Origin of the sequence: Pseudomonas sp. FP1740 (genome assembly GCF_030687165.1) — a bacterium.
GTDB lineage: Bacteria > Pseudomonadota > Gammaproteobacteria > Pseudomonadales > Pseudomonadaceae > Aquipseudomonas.
Map to the genome: position 1 here is coordinate 5503135 of NZ_CP117461.1, position 18340 is coordinate 5521474.

The 18340-nt window shown below is 58.4% G+C and carries 17 protein-coding genes; 7 read left to right on the plus strand and 10 right to left on the minus strand.

The features are described from left to right. Positions 1 to 2 precede the first annotated feature (2 nt). From PSH69_RS24650 to PSH69_RS24665, 4 genes are all read right to left on the minus strand, one after another. Positions 3 to 767 carry an amino acid ABC transporter ATP-binding protein gene (locus PSH69_RS24650; protein WP_007936266.1) on the minus strand — a complete coding sequence of 255 codons (765 nt, stop codon included), beginning with the start codon at positions 765 to 767 and terminating at the stop codon, positions 3 to 5. 11 nt (positions 768 to 778) lie between these two features. Continuing rightward, the gene (locus tag PSH69_RS24655) at positions 779 to 1876 is read right to left on the minus strand and encodes an amino acid ABC transporter permease (RefSeq protein ID WP_018927108.1); all 1098 of its coding nucleotides are present in this window, start codon (positions 1874 to 1876) and stop codon (positions 779 to 781) included. A gap of 10 nt (positions 1877 to 1886) precedes the next feature. Next, a complete protein-coding gene (locus tag PSH69_RS24660; protein ID WP_305410087.1) occupies positions 1887 to 3068 on the minus strand; it encodes an amino acid ABC transporter permease in 1182 nt (393 codons plus the stop codon). Positions 3069 to 3133: 65 nt separating this feature from the next. Next, positions 3134 to 4165 (minus strand): amino acid ABC transporter substrate-binding protein, encoded by a 1032-nt coding sequence (locus PSH69_RS24665; RefSeq protein ID WP_018927110.1) that lies wholly within the window; start codon positions 4163 to 4165, stop codon positions 3134 to 3136. A gap of 469 nt (positions 4166 to 4634) precedes the next feature. Between PSH69_RS24665 and PSH69_RS24670 the strand changes: the two genes are divergently transcribed. From PSH69_RS24670 to PSH69_RS24690, 5 genes are all read left to right on the plus strand, one after another. Then, complete coding sequence (locus PSH69_RS24670) at positions 4635 to 5291, plus strand: alpha/beta hydrolase (protein WP_305410088.1); 657 nt, start codon at positions 4635 to 4637, stop codon at positions 5289 to 5291. A gap of 85 nt (positions 5292 to 5376) precedes the next feature. After that, entirely contained in the window at positions 5377 to 6864 is a 1488-nt protein-coding gene (gene rhlB / locus PSH69_RS24675) for an ATP-dependent RNA helicase RhlB (RefSeq protein WP_305410089.1), read from the plus strand. A gap of 139 nt (positions 6865 to 7003) precedes the next feature. After that, the gene (locus PSH69_RS24680) at positions 7004 to 7951 is read left to right on the plus strand and encodes an ornithine cyclodeaminase family protein (protein ID WP_305410090.1); all 948 of its coding nucleotides are present in this window, start codon (positions 7004 to 7006) and stop codon (positions 7949 to 7951) included. Between the two features lie 58 nt (positions 7952 to 8009). Beyond that, positions 8010 to 9137 (plus strand): FAD-binding oxidoreductase, encoded by a 1128-nt coding sequence (locus PSH69_RS24685; RefSeq protein WP_305410091.1) that lies wholly within the window; start codon positions 8010 to 8012, stop codon positions 9135 to 9137. 93 nt (positions 9138 to 9230) lie between these two features. After that, entirely contained in the window at positions 9231 to 9872 is a 642-nt protein-coding gene (locus tag PSH69_RS24690; protein ID WP_018927115.1) for a transcriptional regulator, read from the plus strand. An 86-nt stretch (positions 9873 to 9958) separates the two neighbouring features. Here the strand turns inward: PSH69_RS24690 and PSH69_RS24695 are convergent, their stop codons facing one another. From PSH69_RS24695 to PSH69_RS24720, 6 genes are all read right to left on the minus strand, one after another. Next, positions 9959 to 10735, minus strand: coding sequence for an ABC transporter substrate-binding protein (locus PSH69_RS24695; protein WP_019581099.1), 777 nt, complete (start codon positions 10733 to 10735; stop codon positions 9959 to 9961). A 238-nt stretch (positions 10736 to 10973) separates the two neighbouring features. Next, positions 10974 to 11426, minus strand: coding sequence for a molybdopterin synthase catalytic subunit MoaE (gene moaE, locus PSH69_RS24700; protein ID WP_305410092.1), 453 nt, complete (start codon positions 11424 to 11426; stop codon positions 10974 to 10976). Positions 11427 to 11429: 3 nt separating this feature from the next. Next, positions 11430 to 11672: a molybdopterin converting factor subunit 1 gene (gene moaD, locus PSH69_RS24705; RefSeq protein ID WP_086944731.1), complete on the minus strand. Its 243-nt coding sequence runs from the start codon at positions 11670 to 11672 to the stop codon at positions 11430 to 11432. Then, the gene (moaC, locus tag PSH69_RS24710; RefSeq protein WP_305410093.1) at positions 11669 to 12142 is read right to left on the minus strand and encodes a cyclic pyranopterin monophosphate synthase MoaC; all 474 of its coding nucleotides are present in this window, start codon (positions 12140 to 12142) and stop codon (positions 11669 to 11671) included. The genes moaD and moaC overlap by 4 nt, the downstream gene beginning before the upstream one ends. Before the next feature lie 155 nt (positions 12143 to 12297). Beyond that, positions 12298 to 13689, minus strand: coding sequence for a PhoH family protein (locus PSH69_RS24715; RefSeq protein WP_018927120.1), 1392 nt, complete (start codon positions 13687 to 13689; stop codon positions 12298 to 12300). 335 nt (positions 13690 to 14024) lie between these two features. Beyond that, positions 14025 to 15149, minus strand: a complete 1125-nt coding sequence (locus tag PSH69_RS24720) for a polysaccharide deacetylase family protein (RefSeq protein ID WP_305410094.1) — start codon at positions 15147 to 15149, stop codon at positions 14025 to 14027. 165 nt (positions 15150 to 15314) lie between these two features. Between PSH69_RS24720 and yaaA the strand changes: the two genes are divergently transcribed. Together yaaA and PSH69_RS24730 are read left to right on the plus strand one after the other, a co-directional pair. After that, positions 15315 to 16094 carry a peroxide stress protein YaaA gene (gene yaaA, locus PSH69_RS24725; RefSeq protein ID WP_305410095.1) on the plus strand — a complete coding sequence of 260 codons (780 nt, stop codon included), beginning with the start codon at positions 15315 to 15317 and terminating at the stop codon, positions 16092 to 16094. An 834-nt stretch (positions 16095 to 16928) separates the two neighbouring features. After that, entirely contained in the window at positions 16929 to 18245 is a 1317-nt protein-coding gene (locus PSH69_RS24730; protein WP_305410096.1) for a nucleotide sugar dehydrogenase, read from the plus strand. The last annotated feature ends 95 nt before the right edge of the window (positions 18246 to 18340 follow it).

Sequence of the window (18340 nt, forward strand, 5' to 3'; positions counted from 1 at the left end):
TATCAATGCAGGATCTGGCTCAGGAACAACTTCGTCCGCTCGTTCTGCGGGTTGTCGAAGAAGTCGTTCGGCGCGGCCTGTTCGACGATTTCACCCTTGTCCATGAAGATCACGCGGTTGGCCACGGTACGGGCGAAGCCCATTTCGTGGGTCACGCAGAGCATGGTCATGCCGTCTTCGGCCAGGCCGATCATGGTGTCCAGCACCTCTTTCACCATCTCCGGGTCGAGTGCCGACGTCGGTTCGTCGAACAGCATGATTTTCGGTTTCATGCACAGGGCACGGGCAATCGCCACACGCTGTTGCTGACCACCGGACAGTTGCCCCGGGTATTTATGCGCCTGCTCTGGAATGCGTACGCGTTCCAGGTAATGCATGGCGATTTCTTCGGCCTTGCGCTTGGGCATCTTGCGTACCCACATCGGCGCCAGGGTGCAGTTCTGCAGAATGGTCAGGTGCGGGAACAGGTTGAAGTGCTGGAACACCATGCCGACTTCACGGCGGATCGCTTCGATCTGCTTGAGGTCGTTGGTCAGTTCCACGCCATCGACCACGATACGGCCCTGCTGGTGTTCTTCCAGGCGATTGAGGCAACGGATGGTGGTGGATTTGCCGGAACCCGACGGGCCGCACAGCACGATACGCTCGCCCTGCTTGACGTTCAGGTTGATGTCTTTCAACACGTGGAACTGGCCGTACCACTTGTTTACGCCCTGCATCTGAATAATGCCTTGAGGACTCACAGGCTGTTTGATCGCTTCACTCATAAACTACGCTCCTAACGCTTGTGGCCAGTGTCCAGCTTGCGTTCCAAATGCATGGAATAGCGGGACATACCAAAACAGAAAATCCAGAACACCAGGGCCGCGAACACATAGCCTTCTGTGGCCATGCCCAGCCATTTCGGGTCGGCGGCGGCTTGCTTGACGCTGTTGAGCAAGTCGAACAGGCCGATGATGATCACCAGGCTCGTGTCCTTGAACAGCGCAATGAAGGTGTTGACGATGCCAGGGATTACCAGCTTCAGGGCTTGCGGCAAAATCACCAGGCCCATGCTGCGCCAGTAACCGAGGCCCATTGCCGCAGCCGCTTCGTACTGACCTTTAGGGATCGCTTGCAGACCGCCACGCACCACCTCGGCGATGTAGGCCGACTGGAACAGGATCACGCCGATCAGCGCCCGCAGCAATTTGTCGAAGTTCATGCCTTCGGGCAGGAACAACGGCAACATCACCGACGACATGAACAGCACCGTGATCAACGGCACACCGCGCCAGAACTCGATGAAGGTCACGCAGACCACCCGAATCGCCGGCATGTTCGAACGACGGCCCAGGGCCAGCACGATACCCAGCGGCAGTGCGCCGACGATACCAACGGTAGCGATCACCAGGGTCAGCATCAGGCCGCCCCACTGGCTGGTCGCCACCTGGCTCAGACCGAATACACCACCGTGCAGCAGGAGGTAGGCAATGATCGGATAGAGCACCAGAAAGCTCAGGCCGTAGATTGCCTTGTGTGGAACACGTGCGATGAACAACGGCGCCACGCCAATCACCGCCAACCACACGGTCAGGTCCACGCGCCAGCGCAAGTCCACCGGATAGTAGCCATACATGAACTGGCCGAAGCGTTGCTCAATGAACACCCAGCAGGCGCCGGCCTTGGTGCAATCGGCACGGGTGGTGCCGACCCAATTGGCGTCGAGAATCGCCCAGCTCACGAGAGGCGGAACTATCAGGTAAATCAGATAGAACGCGAACAGCGTCAGCAGGGTGTTGATCCAGCTGGAAAACATGTGCGCCCGCATCCACGCCACGACACCGATGCTACTGCTCGGTGGAGGCATGTCGGGTTTGAAAGTATGAGTCGTCATGCGCTCTTCCTTACCGCTCGATCAGCGCAATGCGCTTGTTGTACCAGTTCATCAGCAGGGAAATGCTGATACTGATCGCCAGGTACACGCTCATGGTGATGGCAATGACTTCGATCGCCTGTCCGGTCTGGTTCAGCACCGTACCGGCAAACAACGACACCATCTCCGGATAACCGATACCGGCCGCCAGCGAGGAGTTTTTCGCCAGGTTCAGGTATTGGCTGGTCAGCGGCGGAATGATCACACGCAGGGCTTGCGGGATGATCACCTTGCGCAGGGTCGGACCGTTGCGCAGCCCCAGCGAGTGAGCCGCTTCGGTCTGGCCGTGGCTGACCGACTTGATCCCCGAACGCACGATTTCGGCGATGAACGCCGCGGTGTACACCGTCAGGGCCAGGGTCAGTGCCAGCAGTTCAGGGATCAGCACCCAGCCGCCTACAAAGTTGAAACCTTGCAGCTGTGGCATTTCCCAATGCAGCGGCGCGCCGAAGATCAATGCGCACAACGCAGGGATCACCAGGAACATCGCCAGGCCTACCCAGAATTTGTGGAACGGTACGCCGGTCTCTTCGAAACGCTTGTTGGCCCAGCGGCACATCAGCACGATCGCGACAATGGCCACCACTATGCTCGCCACAAACGGCCAGAAACCGTTCGCTATCAGCGCTGCCGGCATGTTCAGGCCGCGGCTGCTGACGAAGAAGGTGTCGCCGAAGTTATGGCTATTGCGCGGCCCTGGCATGGTGAGAAACACCGCGAAGTACCAGAACAGGATTTGCAGCAGCGGCGGAATGTTACGGAAGACCTCGACATAAACCGTCGCCATCTTGGCAATGATCCAGTTCTTCGACAGTCGTGCCACACCGACGATGAAACCGAGGATCGTCGCCAGGATCACGCCGATGAACGTCACCAGCAAGGTGTTGAGCAGGCCGATGACAAACACCCGGGCATAACTGTCCGATTCGGTGTAGTCGATCAGGTGCTGAGCGATGCCGAAACCGGCGCTGCGCTCAAGAAAACTAAAACCGGAGGTAATGCCCCGGTGTTGCAGGTTGGTTTGAGTGTTGTCGAACAGGTACCAACCCATCCCGACCACGGCGATAACCGTAATGATCTGAAACAGCCACGCACGCACTCGCGGATCGCTGAGGCTGAACCTCTGCTTTGGTGCGCCGATTGAATTTTGCATGAAGTGCCCCGGAAATAATGGAACAGAACATCACCCGGTGGTTGGCCCACCGGGTGATAGAACCATCAGCGCACTGGTGGTGCGTATTGAATGCCGCCGTTGGTCCACAGGGCGTTCAAGCCACGGTCGATTTCCAGCGGAGTGCCCTTGCCGAGGTTTCTCTCGAAGACTTCGCCGTAGTTACCGACTTGCTTGACGATTTTCACCACCCAGTCTTTCGGCAGCTTCAGATCCTTGCCGTACTCACCGTCGGCGCCCAGCAGACGAGCAACGTCCGGGTTCTTGGTCGACTTGGCTTCTGCCTCGACGTTTTTCGAAGAGATACCGGCCTCTTCGGCGTTGAGCATCGCGTAGCCAACCCAACGAACGATTGCCAGCCACTCATCGTCGCCGTTACGCACGACCGGCCCCAAAGGCTCTTTGGAGATGGTTTCAGGCAGAACGATGTAATCTTTCGGCGAAGCCAGTTTGCTGCGCTGTGCATACAACTGGGACTTGTCGGAGGTCAGCACGTCGCAACGACCGGATTCCAGCGACTTGGCGCTTTCATCGGAAGTGTCGAAGGTGATCGGGGTGTACTTCAGGCCGTTGGCGCGGAAGTAGTCGGACACGTTCAGCTCGGTGGTGGTACCGGCTTGAATACAGATGGTCGCGCCATCCAGTTCCTTGGCACTTTTCACGCCCAGCTTGCTGTTGGCCAGGAAGCCTACGCCGTCGTAATAGGTGATGAAGCCAGGAAACTTCAGGCCCATGCCCGCGTCACGGGAGCTGGTCATGGTGGAGTTGCGCGACAGCATGTCGATTTCGCCGGATTGCAGAGCAGTGAAACGCTCCTTGGCATTCAACTGGCTGAATTTGACCTTGGTCGCATCACCAAACACTGCAGCAGCTACAGCGCGGCAGAAGTCAGCATCGATGCCAACGATCTTGCCGGTAGAGTCCGGAACCGAGAAACCCGGCAAACCGTCACTCACACCGCACTGTACAAAACCTTTCTTCTGCACTGCATCCAGGGTTGCACCCGCCTGAGCGAACCCACTGACACCGAGCACTGCTGCTGCAGTCACGACGGCCAGGGTGGATTTCAACATCTTCATTCAAACCTCCAGTTTTGCTCTTGTTGTGTCGGAGCTTGAGCCCTGTCGCACCCTTTTGAGGCGTTGCTGACCCTTGTTGGCTTTTTTTAGGGTCAACCGACGTAAGGACCGTCGCTATGAGTCTAGTAGGAGAAAATCCACATCATGGATAACTCACTTCTCACCAATCGGCCGAACGGGCTGTAGCCCTTTCACGTTCGCGAAGCCCGTAGCGGCCACTGGCGAACATCCATCACCGGATTCTTTGCTATCCCACGACTAGCCATACACTGATAGTGTTACCGCCAGGCACGAGATTGGTTGCACAGACTTCCCCATAGCAAAGCCCGTACCAGACCGCTCGCTAAAGCGTTTCAGCGACAGGTCAATAGCAAAACTTTCAACCTTGCGACATCTTCTTAACTGACCAACCCATCGCGCACTCCAACCTTGCACTTAATGAGCGCGCATGCACAACAATGGAGCAGACATGACCGAGCCCCTGATTCTTCAACCCGTCAAGCCCGCAGACGCCTGCGTAATCTGGCTGCATGGGCTGGGTGCCGACCGCTACGATTTTTTGCCGGTAGCTGAAGCGCTACAGGAAAACCTGCTCACTACCCGTTTCGTTTTACCCCAGGCCCCGACCCGCGCCGTCACCATTAATGGTGGCTACGAGATGCCAAGCTGGTACGACATATTGGCCATGAGCCCGGCACGCGCCATCAGCCGCGAGCAGTTGGAGGAGTCCGCGCAACGGGTCGTGGATTTGATTGAAGCGCAGAAGGCCTGCGGAATAGACGCCTCGCGGATCTTTCTCGCCGGTTTTTCCCAGGGCGGCGCCGTGGTTTTGCACACAGCCTTCCTGAAATGGCAGGGACCGTTGGGCGGTGTACTTGCGCTCTCGACTTATGCCCCGACATTCAGCGATGAACTGGAGCTTTCCGCCAGCCAGCAGCGCATTCCCGTGTTGGCGTTGCATGGTCAGTATGATGACGTCGTGCAAAACTCCATGGGCCGGACCGCCTACGAGTATTTAAAGCAGCATGGTGTCACCGTGACATGGCAGGAATACCCAATGGGCCACGAAGTGTTACCCGAAGAAATTCGCGACATCGGCGTCTGGCTCGCCGAGCGTTTGCGCTAAAAGCTACCCTTTGATCCATCGCACTACGCCGCGCCCGATTCTTGCATTACACTGGCCGGCGTACATTCCTTAACCAATTGATGAGATGACCGTGCTCAAAGCACTCAAGAAAATGTTCGGTAAAAGCGAGGCTGAGCAGCTCGCGCCAGGCTCCAGCGCTCCTTCTCATACCCCCAGCCACCGTACCGACGGTAATCAGCCTGGCCGGACCGCAACCGTAGCGGCACCGAAACACGAGCCGGTGACCACACCGACCGCCCCCTCTGCTCCGGCCATTGCCTCTGAACAGCCGCGCAGCGAAGCCCCGAAACCGGCAAAACCACGCCGCGAACCGAAGCCAAAGGCCCCGGTCATCCCCTGGAAACTCGAAGACTTCGTCGTCGAACCCCAGGAAGGCAAAACCCGCTTCCACGATTTCAAACTTGCCCCCGAGCTGATGCACGCCATTCAGGACCTGGGCTTTCCTTATTGCACGCCGATCCAGGCGCAGGTGCTTGGCTTCACCCTCGCGGGCAAAGACGCCATCGGTCGCGCCCAGACCGGTACCGGCAAAACCGCCGCGTTCCTGATTTCGATCATCACGCAGCTGCTGCAAACCCCGCCGCCCAAAGAACGCTACATGGGTGAACCGCGAGCACTGATCATCGCCCCGACCAGGGAACTGGTGGTGCAAATCGCCAAGGACGCGGCCGACCTGACCAAGTACACCGGCCTCAACGTCATGACGTTTGTCGGCGGCATGGACTTCGACAAGCAGCTCAAGCACCTCGAAGCTCGTCACTGCGACATCCTCGTGGCCACTCCGGGCCGCTTGCTCGACTTCAACCAGCGCGGCGACGTGCACCTGGACATGGTCGAAGTCATGGTGCTGGACGAAGCCGACCGGATGCTCGACATGGGTTTCATCCCGCAAGTGCGTCAGATCATTCGCCAGACTCCACCGAAGAACGAGCGTCAGACGCTGCTGTTCTCCGCGACCTTTACCGACGACGTGATGAACCTGGCCAAGCAATGGACCACCGACCCGTCGATCGTCGAGATCGAAGCGCAGAACGTGGCCAGCGAAAACGTCGAGCAACACATCTACGCGGTGGCCGGCGCCGACAAATACAAACTGCTTTATAACCTGGTCAACGATAACGGCTGGGAACGGGTGATGGTCTTCGCCAACCGCAAGGACGAAGTGCGGCGCATCGAAGAACGCCTGGTGCGCGATGGCGTCAACGCGGCGCAACTGTCTGGCGATGTGCCGCAACACAAGCGCATCAAGACCCTGGAAGGTTTCCGCGAAGGCAAGATCCGCGTGCTGGTCGCCACCGATGTCGCCGGTCGCGGCATTCACATCGACGGCATCAGCCACGTGATCAACTTCACCCTGCCGGAAGTCCCGGACGACTACGTGCACCGCATCGGTCGTACTGGCCGTGCCGGCGCCGACGGTGTGTCCATCAGCTTTGCCGGTGAAGACGACTCCTACCAGCTACCGTCCATCGAGGCGCTGTTGGGTCGCAAGATCAGTTGTGAAACGCCACCGACGCATCTGCTGCGGGCGGTTGAGCGCAAACGCTCGTAACGCGGGCCGCAGAATAAAAGGCGCAGCCGGAAACGGACTGCGCTTTTTTTTCGTCCGGTTTTTTCAACAGGAGCTTGCCAGAGACAACTAAAAGTCCATAATGGACAAATTAGTTTACTTTCAGCACCCGGAGCCGACCATGCCCAGCACGCCTTACGTGATCACCCAACCCCAGGCCCGCGAACTGCTGGCGCAAGTCGACGTGCCGCAGATCCTGCGCAAGCTGTTCCGCGACCTGGCCGCCGGGCAAGCCGTGCAACCGGCCCAGCAGTTGGTGGAATTCCCCAAAGGTGCCGGGGACTTCATCAACTACCTGGGCGTGCTGACCGAAGACGGCGTGTATGGCGTCAAGACGTCGCCCTACATCGTGCGTGAGCAAGGCCCATTGGTGACCGCCTGGACGCTGTTGATGTCGATGCAGACCGGCCAGCCGCTGCTGCTCTGCGATGCCGGTGAACTGACCACGGCACGCACCGCAGCGACGACGGCGGTGGCGGTCGATGCCCTCGCGCCGCTCAAGGCCCAACGCTTGGCGATCATCGGCAGCGGCAAGGTGGCCCAGGCGCACCTGCACTACGTGAAGAACCTGCGAGACTGGCAAAGCATCAGCCTGTATTCGCCGAGCCTGCGCGGCAAGAACACCGAAGCGCTGGCACAACTCAAAAGCCTCGATCCACGGCTGACCCTCGCCGACAGTTGCGAAACCGCGATTCAAGACGCCGACGTGATCATGCTTTGTACTTCGTCCGCCGGCCCGGTGATCGACCCGTCCATGTTGGGCAAACCGGCGCTGATCACGTCCATCAGCACCAATGCTCCGCGTGCCCATGAAGTGCCGCCGCAGAGCCTCAATGACATGCAGGTATTCTGCGACTATCGCCAGACCACCCCGGGCTCGGCCGGCGAAATGCTGATTGCCGGTGAACAGCATGGCTGGGACAAGCGCTCGATAGTCGGCGACCTGCCCGACTTGCTCAGCGAAAAAATGCAGCGCCCGGACTACGACCGACCTGTGTTTTTCCGCTCCATCGGCCTGGGCCTGGAAGACATCGCACTGGCCAATGCCATTTACCGCCTGCTGGGCTAACACCTACCCACAGGGATCCCTAACAATTTCGGCATTTACGCCCCATCAGGAGACGTTCATGAGCCAGGCAGATTTCATCATTATCGGCGGCGGGATTGCCGGTGCTTCCACCGGTTTCTGGCTGTCGCAGCACGGACGCGTGATTGTGCTCGAGCGCGAATCCCATCCAGCCTATCACTCCACCGGACGCTCGGCGGCGCTCTACACCGCCGCCTACGGCACGCCCCAGGTTCGGGCATTGACCCAGGCCAGCCGCGACTTCTTCGATGCACCGCCGCCCGGTTTCTGCGAACACCCGTTGCTGACCCCGCGCGGTGAGATGACCGTCGACTTCACGGGCGATCCAGCGGAGCTGAACAATCAATACCTGAGCGCCAAAGCCACCGTGCCGCAGATGCAACTGCTCAGCGCCGACGAAGCCTGCGCGCGCCTGCCGATCCTGCGTCGGGAAAAAGTCCATGGCGCGATCTACGACCCGACCGCCAGCGACATCGATACCGATGCCCTGCATCAAGGCTATCTGCGCGGTATCCGGCGCAATAAAGGCGAGGTGCATACCGACAGTGAAGTGCTGAGCCTGACCCGGGATGCCGAAGGGCTGTGGCAGGTTCAAACCGCCACCCAAACCTTCAGCGCTCCGATCATTATCAATGCCGCCGGCGCCTGGGCCGACAAGGTTGGCGAGCTGGCTGGCGCCCGGCCTCTGGGCCTGCAACCCAAGCGTCGGGCAGCCTTTATCTTCGCCGGCCCCGAGGGCCTGGATAGCCATGACTGGCCCATGTTGGTCAGCCTCGATGAATCCTTCTACATGAAACCCGATGCCGGCATGTTCCTCGGCTCACCGGCCAATGCCGACCCGGTGGAGCCGCACGACGTCCAGCCCGAAGAACTGGACATCGCGATGGGCATCTACCAGATCGAAGAGGCCACCACCCTGACCATCCGCCGCCCGACCCGCACCTGGGCCGGCTTGCGCAGCTTCGTGCACGATGGGGATTTGCTGTCCGGCTTCGATCAACACGTACCGGGCCTGTTCTGGGTGGCGGGACAAGGCGGCTACGGCATCCAGACGTCACCGGCCATGGGCCAGGCCAGTGCTGCACTGGTACGCGGCGAACCCTTGCCCGAACAGCTCACCCGTTTCGGTCTGGACGCCGCGATGCTCTCCCCCGCGCGCCTGGGTTGATCCTGATCCTCAGGTGACGTGCCCACACGATTGCGGCAAACTTCCAGTGCCCCTTTTTAAAGGGGCACTGACGCTGGCCTGGAGCTCCACTGTATGAACGCACCTGAAAAAAACTCGGCCCTGGACAATGTGTCCATGGACAACTTCCGCGCGATTGCCGATGCCATCGCCACGTTGTTCTTCCCTCACGCCGAGGTGGTGCTGCACGACCTGCGCACACAAAAGGTCGACTACATCGCCAACAACCTGTCCAAACGGGAAATTGGAGACGACTCGTCCCTGGAGGACATGCTCAGCGAAGAAGTCAGTGAACGAAACATCGGGCCGTACGAAAAACTCAACTGGGACGGCCAGAAGATTCGCAGCCTCAGCAGCGTGCTGCGCGACAGCGAAGGGCAACCGCTGGCAGTGCTGTGCATCAACCTGAATATCTCGTTGTTCGAGAACGCGAAAGCGGCGCTGGATTTGTTCCTGTCGCCGACCAAGCTGATTCCGCAACCGGATTCACTGTTTCGCGATGACTGGCAGGAACGGATCAACACTTTTCTGCATGCCTGGCTGCGCGAGCGCCAGTTGAGCCTTAATGTGCTGACCCGCGACCACAAACGCGAACTGGTGCTGGCGCTGCACGCCGAAGGCGCCTTCAAAGGCAAAAGCGCCTCCAACTACGTGGCCAATGTGCTGAACATGGGCCGGGCGACGGTGTACAAGCATTTGAAGGAATTGAAGGGCTGAAAATCAAAAGATCGCAGGCTGCGCCAGCTCCTACAGAGAAATGTGGTCCTCTTTAGGAGCTGCCGAAGGCTGCGATCTTTTTCCGATCAATCGCCGTAGATGTCGGACTTGAAGTACTTCTCCGAAATCTTCTGGTATTCGCCACTGGCGCGAATGCCGTCGATGGCCGCGTTCAGTTCACTGACCAACTCGGTGTTGCCCTTGCGCACGGCAATCCCGGCGCCCTCACCCACGTATTTCGGATCCTTGAGTTCCGGCCCGACAAAGGCGTAACCCTTGCCACGCGGCATGGACAGGAAATCACTCAATGGAATGGTGTCGGCAAAAATGGCATCGAGGCGACCGGCAGCCAGGTCCATGTAGATTTCTTCGTTGTTGCCGTAACGCTTGACGTTGATGCCCTTCGGTTCGAAAACCTCGGTGGCGTAACGGTCGGTAGTGGTTGCGCGTTGTACGCCGACTGTCTTGCCCTTAAGGCTGGCGTACTGGTCATCGACCGCCGCCCCTTCCTTCATCACCAGTCGCGATGAGGTGAAGTAGTACTTGTGGGTGAAATCCACCGACTTCTTGCGGTCTTCGTTGATGGTCATGGACGACAGCGCCATGTCGATTTTCTTCACTTTCAGGGAAGGAATCAGACCGTCGAATTCGCCTTCGACCCACACACACTTGACCTTCATCTGCGCGCACAGGGCGTTGCCGATGTCGTAGTCGAAACCGACAATTTCACCTTTGTCGGTTTTCGATGCGAACGGCGGATAAGCCGCTTCAATACCGATACGCAGGCTTTTCTCGGCAGCGAACACGCTACTGCACGCCAACAGGCTCAGGGCCAGACCGGTGATGAGGGGGAATTTCTTCATGTTCGTTCTCTCGCGGGTTGTTGTTGGTTTGGCAAGACAGAAGAAAAAGCTGAAACAGGGAACGCCTTTTTTGTACTTATAAATCCATACTGGACTTTTATGTATTAACCGTCAATCGGGCGCATACAGATCTTCCAGCCTCTGGTCGGGAGGGGAATCAGTGGGTTTTTGGGTGATGCAGAAGGCCTCTTCGCGGGCAAGTCGGACCGCGAAGACGTATTCGAAAGCACTAGAGGAATTACTGCTTCCAGCGATCCGCCGCCGCATGATCGCTGTCGCGCCCTTCAACCCAGCGCGCGCCATCACGGGTGTTTTCTTTCTTCCAGAATGGCGCGCGGGTTTTCAGGTAGTCCATGACAAAGGCGCAGGCATCGAACGCTGCCTGACGGTGGGCGCTGGCGGCACCGACGAAGACGATCGGCTCGCCCGGCTCCAGCGCGCCGATGCGATGCAGCACTTCCAGCTTCAACAGCGGCCAGCGCTGCTCGGCCTCCGCAACAATCTTGCCCAGGGCTTTTTCGGTCATGCCCGGGTAGTGCTCCAGAAACATCCCGGCGACGTCGAGGCCGTCATTGAAGTCGCGTACGTAGCCGACAAAACTCACCACCGCACCGACGCCCACATTGGCCGCGTGCATGGCGTTGACTTCAGCGCCCGGATCGAACGGCGTGGGCTGCACACGAATCGCCATGGCTCAGCCCCCGGTCACGGTTGGAAAGAAAGCCACTTCATCGCCATCGCCGACCGGTTCATCGAGCTGGCAAAGGTCTTCATTGCGGGCGCACATCAGGTTCTGCTCGCTCAACACCTCGGCGCCTTCACGTTGGGCCAGCAGCGCACGCACATCGTCGACCGTGGCGAAATCACCTTCAACCTTCACCGAATCCACGCCGAGCGCCTCACGGTAACGGGCAAAAAACTTCACGGTAACCTTCATGACTGATCCGCCTGGTAATGACCGCTCTTGCCACCGAGTTTCTCCAACAGGCGCACGCTCTCGATGGTCATGCCGCGGTCCACGGCCTTGCACATGTCATAGATGGTCAACGCCGCGACACTGGCGGCGGTCAGCGCTTCCATCTCGACGCCGGTCTGCCCGGACAACTTGCAGCGCGCCACGATACGCACGGTGTCGTCGCCTTCGGCACTGAGTTCGACCTTGACGCCGGTGAGCATCAACGGATGGCACAGAGGAATCAGATCGCTGGTTTTCTTCGCAGCCTGGATGCCGGCGATCCGCGCCACGGCGAACACATCCCCCTTGGGATGACCGCCGCTGACGATCAACTGCAGGGTTTCGGGCAACATGCGCACCAGCGCTTGGGCCGTCGCTTCGCGGAACGTCACGGCTTTTTCGGTGACGTCGACCATATTGGCGCGACCTTGGGAATCGAGATGAGTCAGCACAGCGTTACTCCTGATCAGGAACATCGATTGTAAACCTGCGGGTCAATTTTCCGCACGCACGATTATCCGATCGACATGTCTCGCTCCTACAGAGGAAATGTGGGACGAAAAAAACGGGGCGACCCGTGAGGTCGCCCCGTTTTTGTGGTTCAAGGTTACAGATGCGATTCGGCGTATTCGGCCAGAATCGAACGTGGCACCCCTTGCAGGGTGATGTGTACACCGTTGGGGAAGTCTTTGAAGCGTTCGGTCAGGTACGTCAGCCCGGAGCTGGTCGCGGACAGGTAAGGGGTGTCGATCTGTGCCAGGTTGCCCAGGCACACCACTTTGGAACCGGCGCCAGCACGGGTGATGATGGTTTTCATCTGGTGCGGCGTGAGGTTCTGACATTCATCGATCAAGATCAGACTCTGCTGGAAGCTACGGCCTCGAATGTAGTTGAGGGATTTGAACTGCAACGGCACTTTGCTGAGGATGTAGTCGACGCTGCCATGGGTGTTTTCGTCGTCCATGTGCAAGGCTTCGAGGTTGTCGGTGATGGCGCCCAGCCAAGGCTCCATCTTTTCCGCTTCAGTGCCGGGCAGGAAACCGATTTCCTGGTCGAGCCCCTGCACGCTGCGGGTGGCAATGATGCGCCGGTAGCGTTTGCTGACCATGGTCTGCTCGATGGCCGCCGCCAGGGCCAGGATGGTTTTACCGGAACCGGCCGCGCCGGACAGGTTCACCAGATGAATGTCCGGATCGAGCAAGGCGTACAGCGCCAGGCTTTGATAGATGTCACGCGGTTTCAGGCCCCAGGCTTCCTGGTGCAACAGAGGCTCCTGATGCAGGTCGAGGATCAACAACTTGTCGACCTGGATTTCCTTGATCCAGCCGACAAAGCCCTGTTCGTCGATGATGAACTCGTTAACGTGCACGGCAGGCAGGTTGTCGATCAGCTGCACCTGATGCCAGGTGCGACCATGATCCTGCCGGGTTTCGACTTTACTCACCCGGTCCCAGAAGGAGCCGGTCATGTTGTGGTAACCGTTGGGCAGCAACGAAACGTCGTCGACCAGTTGGTCGGTACTGTAGTCCTCGGCCGCGATCCCACAAGCCCGGGCCTTGAGGCGCATGTTGATATCTTTTGTGACCAGCACCACGGGCAGTTTTGCATCACGCGCGCGCAGGTCGATCAGTTGGTTGATGATGATGTTGTCGTTCAGGTGCTCGGGCAGAATGATGTTCGGCTCGGCACGCTTGCTCATCAGAATTGACAGCAAGCCCTTGGGCCCGCCCTTGCCACGCTGGATCGGAACGCCGAGTTCGACGTCTTCGGGGCTGGCATCGCCCAGGGTCTTGTCGATCAGCCGAATGGCCTGGCGGCATTCCGCTGCAACGCTATGAGGCCCGCTCTTGAGCTTGTCCAGCTCTTCAAGCACGGTCATCGGGATCGCGACGTGGTGTTCTTCGAAGTTAAGCAGGGCGTTTGGATCGTGAATCAATACGTTGGTATCGAGTACATAAAGGATTGGCTGGTTGGAAGGGCTACGTCCGTGATCATCCATACTCGGTCACCTTTGTGGGAGCCAGTCGACGCAATACCATGACAGTGCTGCGCCTCGAAGTGGCCACCGAAATCACCTGCTCAGACTCAAGTGATTGCAACCCAAACGGAGTCTTGGAAGACGCCACCTGTGTTGCAGGTTTCGGCGGTCTGTCTTCGTAATACTCCAAAACACATGACAGAAAAAAGCACTTTGACGTTTTTTTGAAGTTTATTTTTCAGAATGACCAATAGCACTTGGCGGACTGCCAGCACCCCGCTAAAGTCGGAAGTCCGCCTGCATCGAAATCTCCTCCAAAAACGCCCCTGCCCCAATGTTTACGGGCTTTCCCCGTTTCAGCGAAACGCGTCCTGACAGTTTTCCCAACCGATCCCGCTTGGCGCCGTTTGCGTGATGAGCCAGGGCATCGCGGTTTTCAGCGCGTCCTGCTTCACATTGAAGTTGATCACCCCGTGCCGCCACAGCAGCATCAGGGTCAGCACCCGTTGCGCACTCTGGCTGCCCTTGAGCTTGCCGGCGCCGTCCTGGGCATCGATGTCCCACAATGCCACCTGCAAACCCTGAGACCTGAAGAAGCCTTCAGCATCGGACCGACGCTGGCCATCGGGCGGACGAAACAGCGGCACGTAATTCTCCGGCAGCTTGCCCTTGACCAACTCGGCGCTGCGCCGCACCGAGTCCTGCCAGTCTTGCCAGTGGCTGTGGGAACGGAACTCCCAACCCTGCACACCAACGCATTGCTGCGAATAGGTCCCTTGCAGGCTGGTCGCCGAACCTTCAGCCAGACGGGCCTGGATGTCCTTGCCGAGGACGAAGAACGTCGCGCTCATGTTCGATTTGCGCAGGTACTCGGTAACCCAGGCAGTGTTATCCGGCACGGCATTGGCAGCGCTGTCGAAAGTCAGCAGGAACAGGCGGTCATTCATGGCATCGCCATTGCGCTCATAGTCGCCAAAACGATCGACTTCGCTGCTGGTCTGCGGGAACAGCGCGGCCTTGCGCAATTGCTCATCGAGGTACTGGGCGTGGAACAACCGGCTCGGCTCGGCCCACTTGATGTAGTAGCTGTCGTTGCTGATCTGAAACTTGGCCGCTTGCTCACGCAAGGTATCCATGTCCTCGACCAGGAAACAGAAAGAGGCATCCTGATCGCAACTCTGCTGGGCGAAGTTGTAGTTGCTCAGCAACCGCTGCCACATGCGTTGGCGCAGGTGGTTGACCGACTCCAGATTGACGGTGCGCAGGCCCAGGCGTTGAGCCAGGCTTGCTTCATCGAGCGATTCGCTGGCGAGCAGGACGCGAGCGAACATGAGGATTTCGGCCCGGGAGGCAACGTCGAACAGGGTCGGGTTGCTGAGTTGCTCAGGCCAGGTGCTGCGATCCAGCGTCGCCACATCGCCCGGCGCCGCCTGGGCGCCGAAACTCAACAGCGAGGCGAAGAATAGAAAAACGATACGCAATGGGATGTCTCCATAACAAAACCCGCGCGGCACTATAGCCGATCCCGCTCACATTCCCGCAGCGGCTCCTACAGCGCATAGCCACCGATCACCTATGGACTTGATAGCTGGAGTCAACAAGGACAACCCCCTAGAATCGCCCCCACGATTAAAGGAGACGACTTCATGCTGATGGTGATTTCCCCCGCCAAGACCCTCGATTACGAAACACCGCCGGCGACCCAGCGCTTCACTCAGCCGCAATACCTCGACCACTCCCAGGAACTGATCCTGCAACTGCGCGACCTCACGCCGGCGCAGATCAGCGAGCTGATGCACGTCTCCGATAAGATTGGCGGCCTCAATGCCGCACGTTTCGGCAGCTGGACCCCGGCCTTCACTCCGGAGAATGCCAAGCAGGCGTTGCTGGCATTCAAGGGCGACGTGTACACCGGCCTGAATGCACAAACCTTCAGCGAAGCCGACTTCGATTACGCCCAGCAGCACTTGCGCATGCTCTCCGGCCTGTACGGCCTGCTGCGACCTCTGGACCTGATGCAGCCCTATCGGCTGGAGATGGGCACCAAGCTGGCCAATGCCCGTGGCAAAGACCTGTATGCCTTCTGGGGCACGCGGATAAGCGAATGGCTGAACGAAGCGCTGGCCGATCAAGGCGACGATGTGCTGCTGAACCTGGCCTCCAACGAATACTTCTCGGCGGTCAAACGCAGCGCCTTGAACGCGCGCATCATCAATACCGAGTTCAAGGACTTGAAGAACGGCCAGTACAAAATCATCAGCTTCTACGCGAAAAAAGCCCGCGGGATGATGAGTCGCTTCGTCATCGAAGAACGCATCAATGACCCGGTCGCCCTCAAGCAGTTCGATGTTCAGGGTTATCGCTACAGCAGCGAGCACTCTAAACCGGACAATCTGGTGTTCCTGCGCGATCACGCACCGGAGTAACCAGACCTGCACTCAATTCGCGCACGACATCAACAACTTCGTCGTGCGCCCCCCTTCGATCCTCGAACAATCCCCGCCCCTTTCGCCGACTTATTGACGCCAAATAACAAGCACTCGATTTTCTAACTTTTGTTTCACTCGACTTTGCTGATTTTTTTCAGTAGTGGCACTGAAAATTTTTGTGGGTAGTGGCAAAAAAGTACCCAAGGCAATAATCACCCTATATATAAAGGGCGAAACGGCAAGTGCTATCAATATGAGAGCAGTGCCATCTTTTTCAATATTTCAAGAAATTTCAGAAATCGCGATGGGCGGACAGGAACTATGTCCAAATGCGCCGCTCATACCATCCGTAACGATTCTCTCGGCGAACGTACGAGATAACTTACACAGAGAAGCGATCCCGATAGCGAAGTTGTCACATTAACTTGAACTTATGGATCACTTGTTTGGGCAACACATGAAGGACAGGAGATAACGCACCATTAATATCCCCTACAAGGCCACGGCTGCGCCCCTATAAACGTGCTCATCCGAGCACCCAACCGCTTGATTTACGGGCTTCTGGCCTGGCATTGAGCGCGTAAGACCTTTGCACGAACGTCCTCTGATTAGAGGGTCGGCTGCATAACAGGGCACGTCATAACAATAAGGCCTGGTTGCGCACATCTTGAGTGCACTTATTTAGACACTCGGAACTTAGTATGCCTGCACCCGGCATTGTGACGCCTTTAAGGCCGCACTTGCGAGTGCACTATGACCGCTGAACACCATTAACTCCGGCCATGTAATGGCTTGTTGAACACAGTCTTGATTAACTGAGAGGTAAATGCGATGCGCATCAGCATATTTGGTTTGGGTTACGTCGGTGCAGTCTGTGCCGGTTGCCTGTCTGCACGGGGCCATGACGTCGTTGGCGTCGATGTTGCCAAAGACAAGATCGATATGATCAATGCCGGTCGTTCGCCGATCGTTGAACCCGGTCTGGGCGAACTTCTGAAACAGGGCATCGAGACTGGCCGTCTGCGCGGCACGACCAACTTCGCCGAGGCGATTCGCGACACCGACCTGTCGATGATCTGCGTCGGCACGCCGAGCAAAAAGAACGGCGACCTGGAACTGAACTACATCGAGGCCGTGTGCCGCGAAATCGGTTTTGTTCTGCGTGACAAAACCACCCGCCACACCATCGTCGTGCGCAGCACCGTGTTGCCGGGCACCGTGGCAAACGTGGTCATCCCGATTCTCGAAGACTGCTCCGGCAAGAAAGCAGGCGTCGACTTCGGTGTTGCCGTGAACCCTGAGTTCCTGCGCGAAAGCACCGCGATCGCCGACTACGACCAGCCGCCAATGACCGTCATCGGCGAGTTCGACAAGGCTTCGGGCGACGTTCTGCAATCGCTGTACGAAGAACTCGACGCGCCGATCATCCGCAAGGACATCGCTGTCGCCGAGATGATCAAGTACACCTGCAACGTGTGGCACGCCACCAAGGTGACCTTCGCCAACGAGATCGGCAACATCGCCAAGGCTGTCGGCGTCGACGGTCGTGAAGTGATGGAAGTGGTCTGCCAGGACAAGACGCTGAACCTGTCCCAGTACTACATGCGTCCTGGCTTCGCGTTCGGCGGCTCCTGCCTGCCAAAAGACGTCCGTGCCCTGACCTACCGCGCCGGTTCCCTGGACGTCGAAGCACCGCTGCTCAATTCGCTGATGCGCAGTAACGAGTCCCAGGTGCAGAACGCGTTCGACATCGTCTCCAGCCACGACAAACGCAAAGTCGCCCTGCTGGGCCTGAGCTTCAAGGCCGGCACCGACGACCTGCGCGAAAGCCCGCTGGTCGACCTGGCGGAAATGCTGATCGGCAAGGGCTACGACCTGAGCATCTACGACAGCAACGTCGAGTACGCCCGTGTCCACGGTGCGAACAAGGATTACATCGAGTCGAAGATCCCTCACGTCTCGTCCTTGCTCAACTCGAACTTCGAGGAAGTGATCAACAACTCCGACGTGATCATCCTCGGCAACCGTGATGAGAAATTCCGCGCCCTGGCACTGGAAGCACCGCACGGCAAGCAAGTGGTCGACCTGGTCGGCTTCATGTCCAAAGCCACCAGCGTGAGTGGCCGGACTGAAGGCATCTGCTGGTAACACACCGCCCCCTGTAGGAGCGAGCGGGCGGCGATCCGACTTGCCGGCGAACCTGACAACGTGGCTTGTCAGGTTCGCAACCTTCGCGGGCAAGC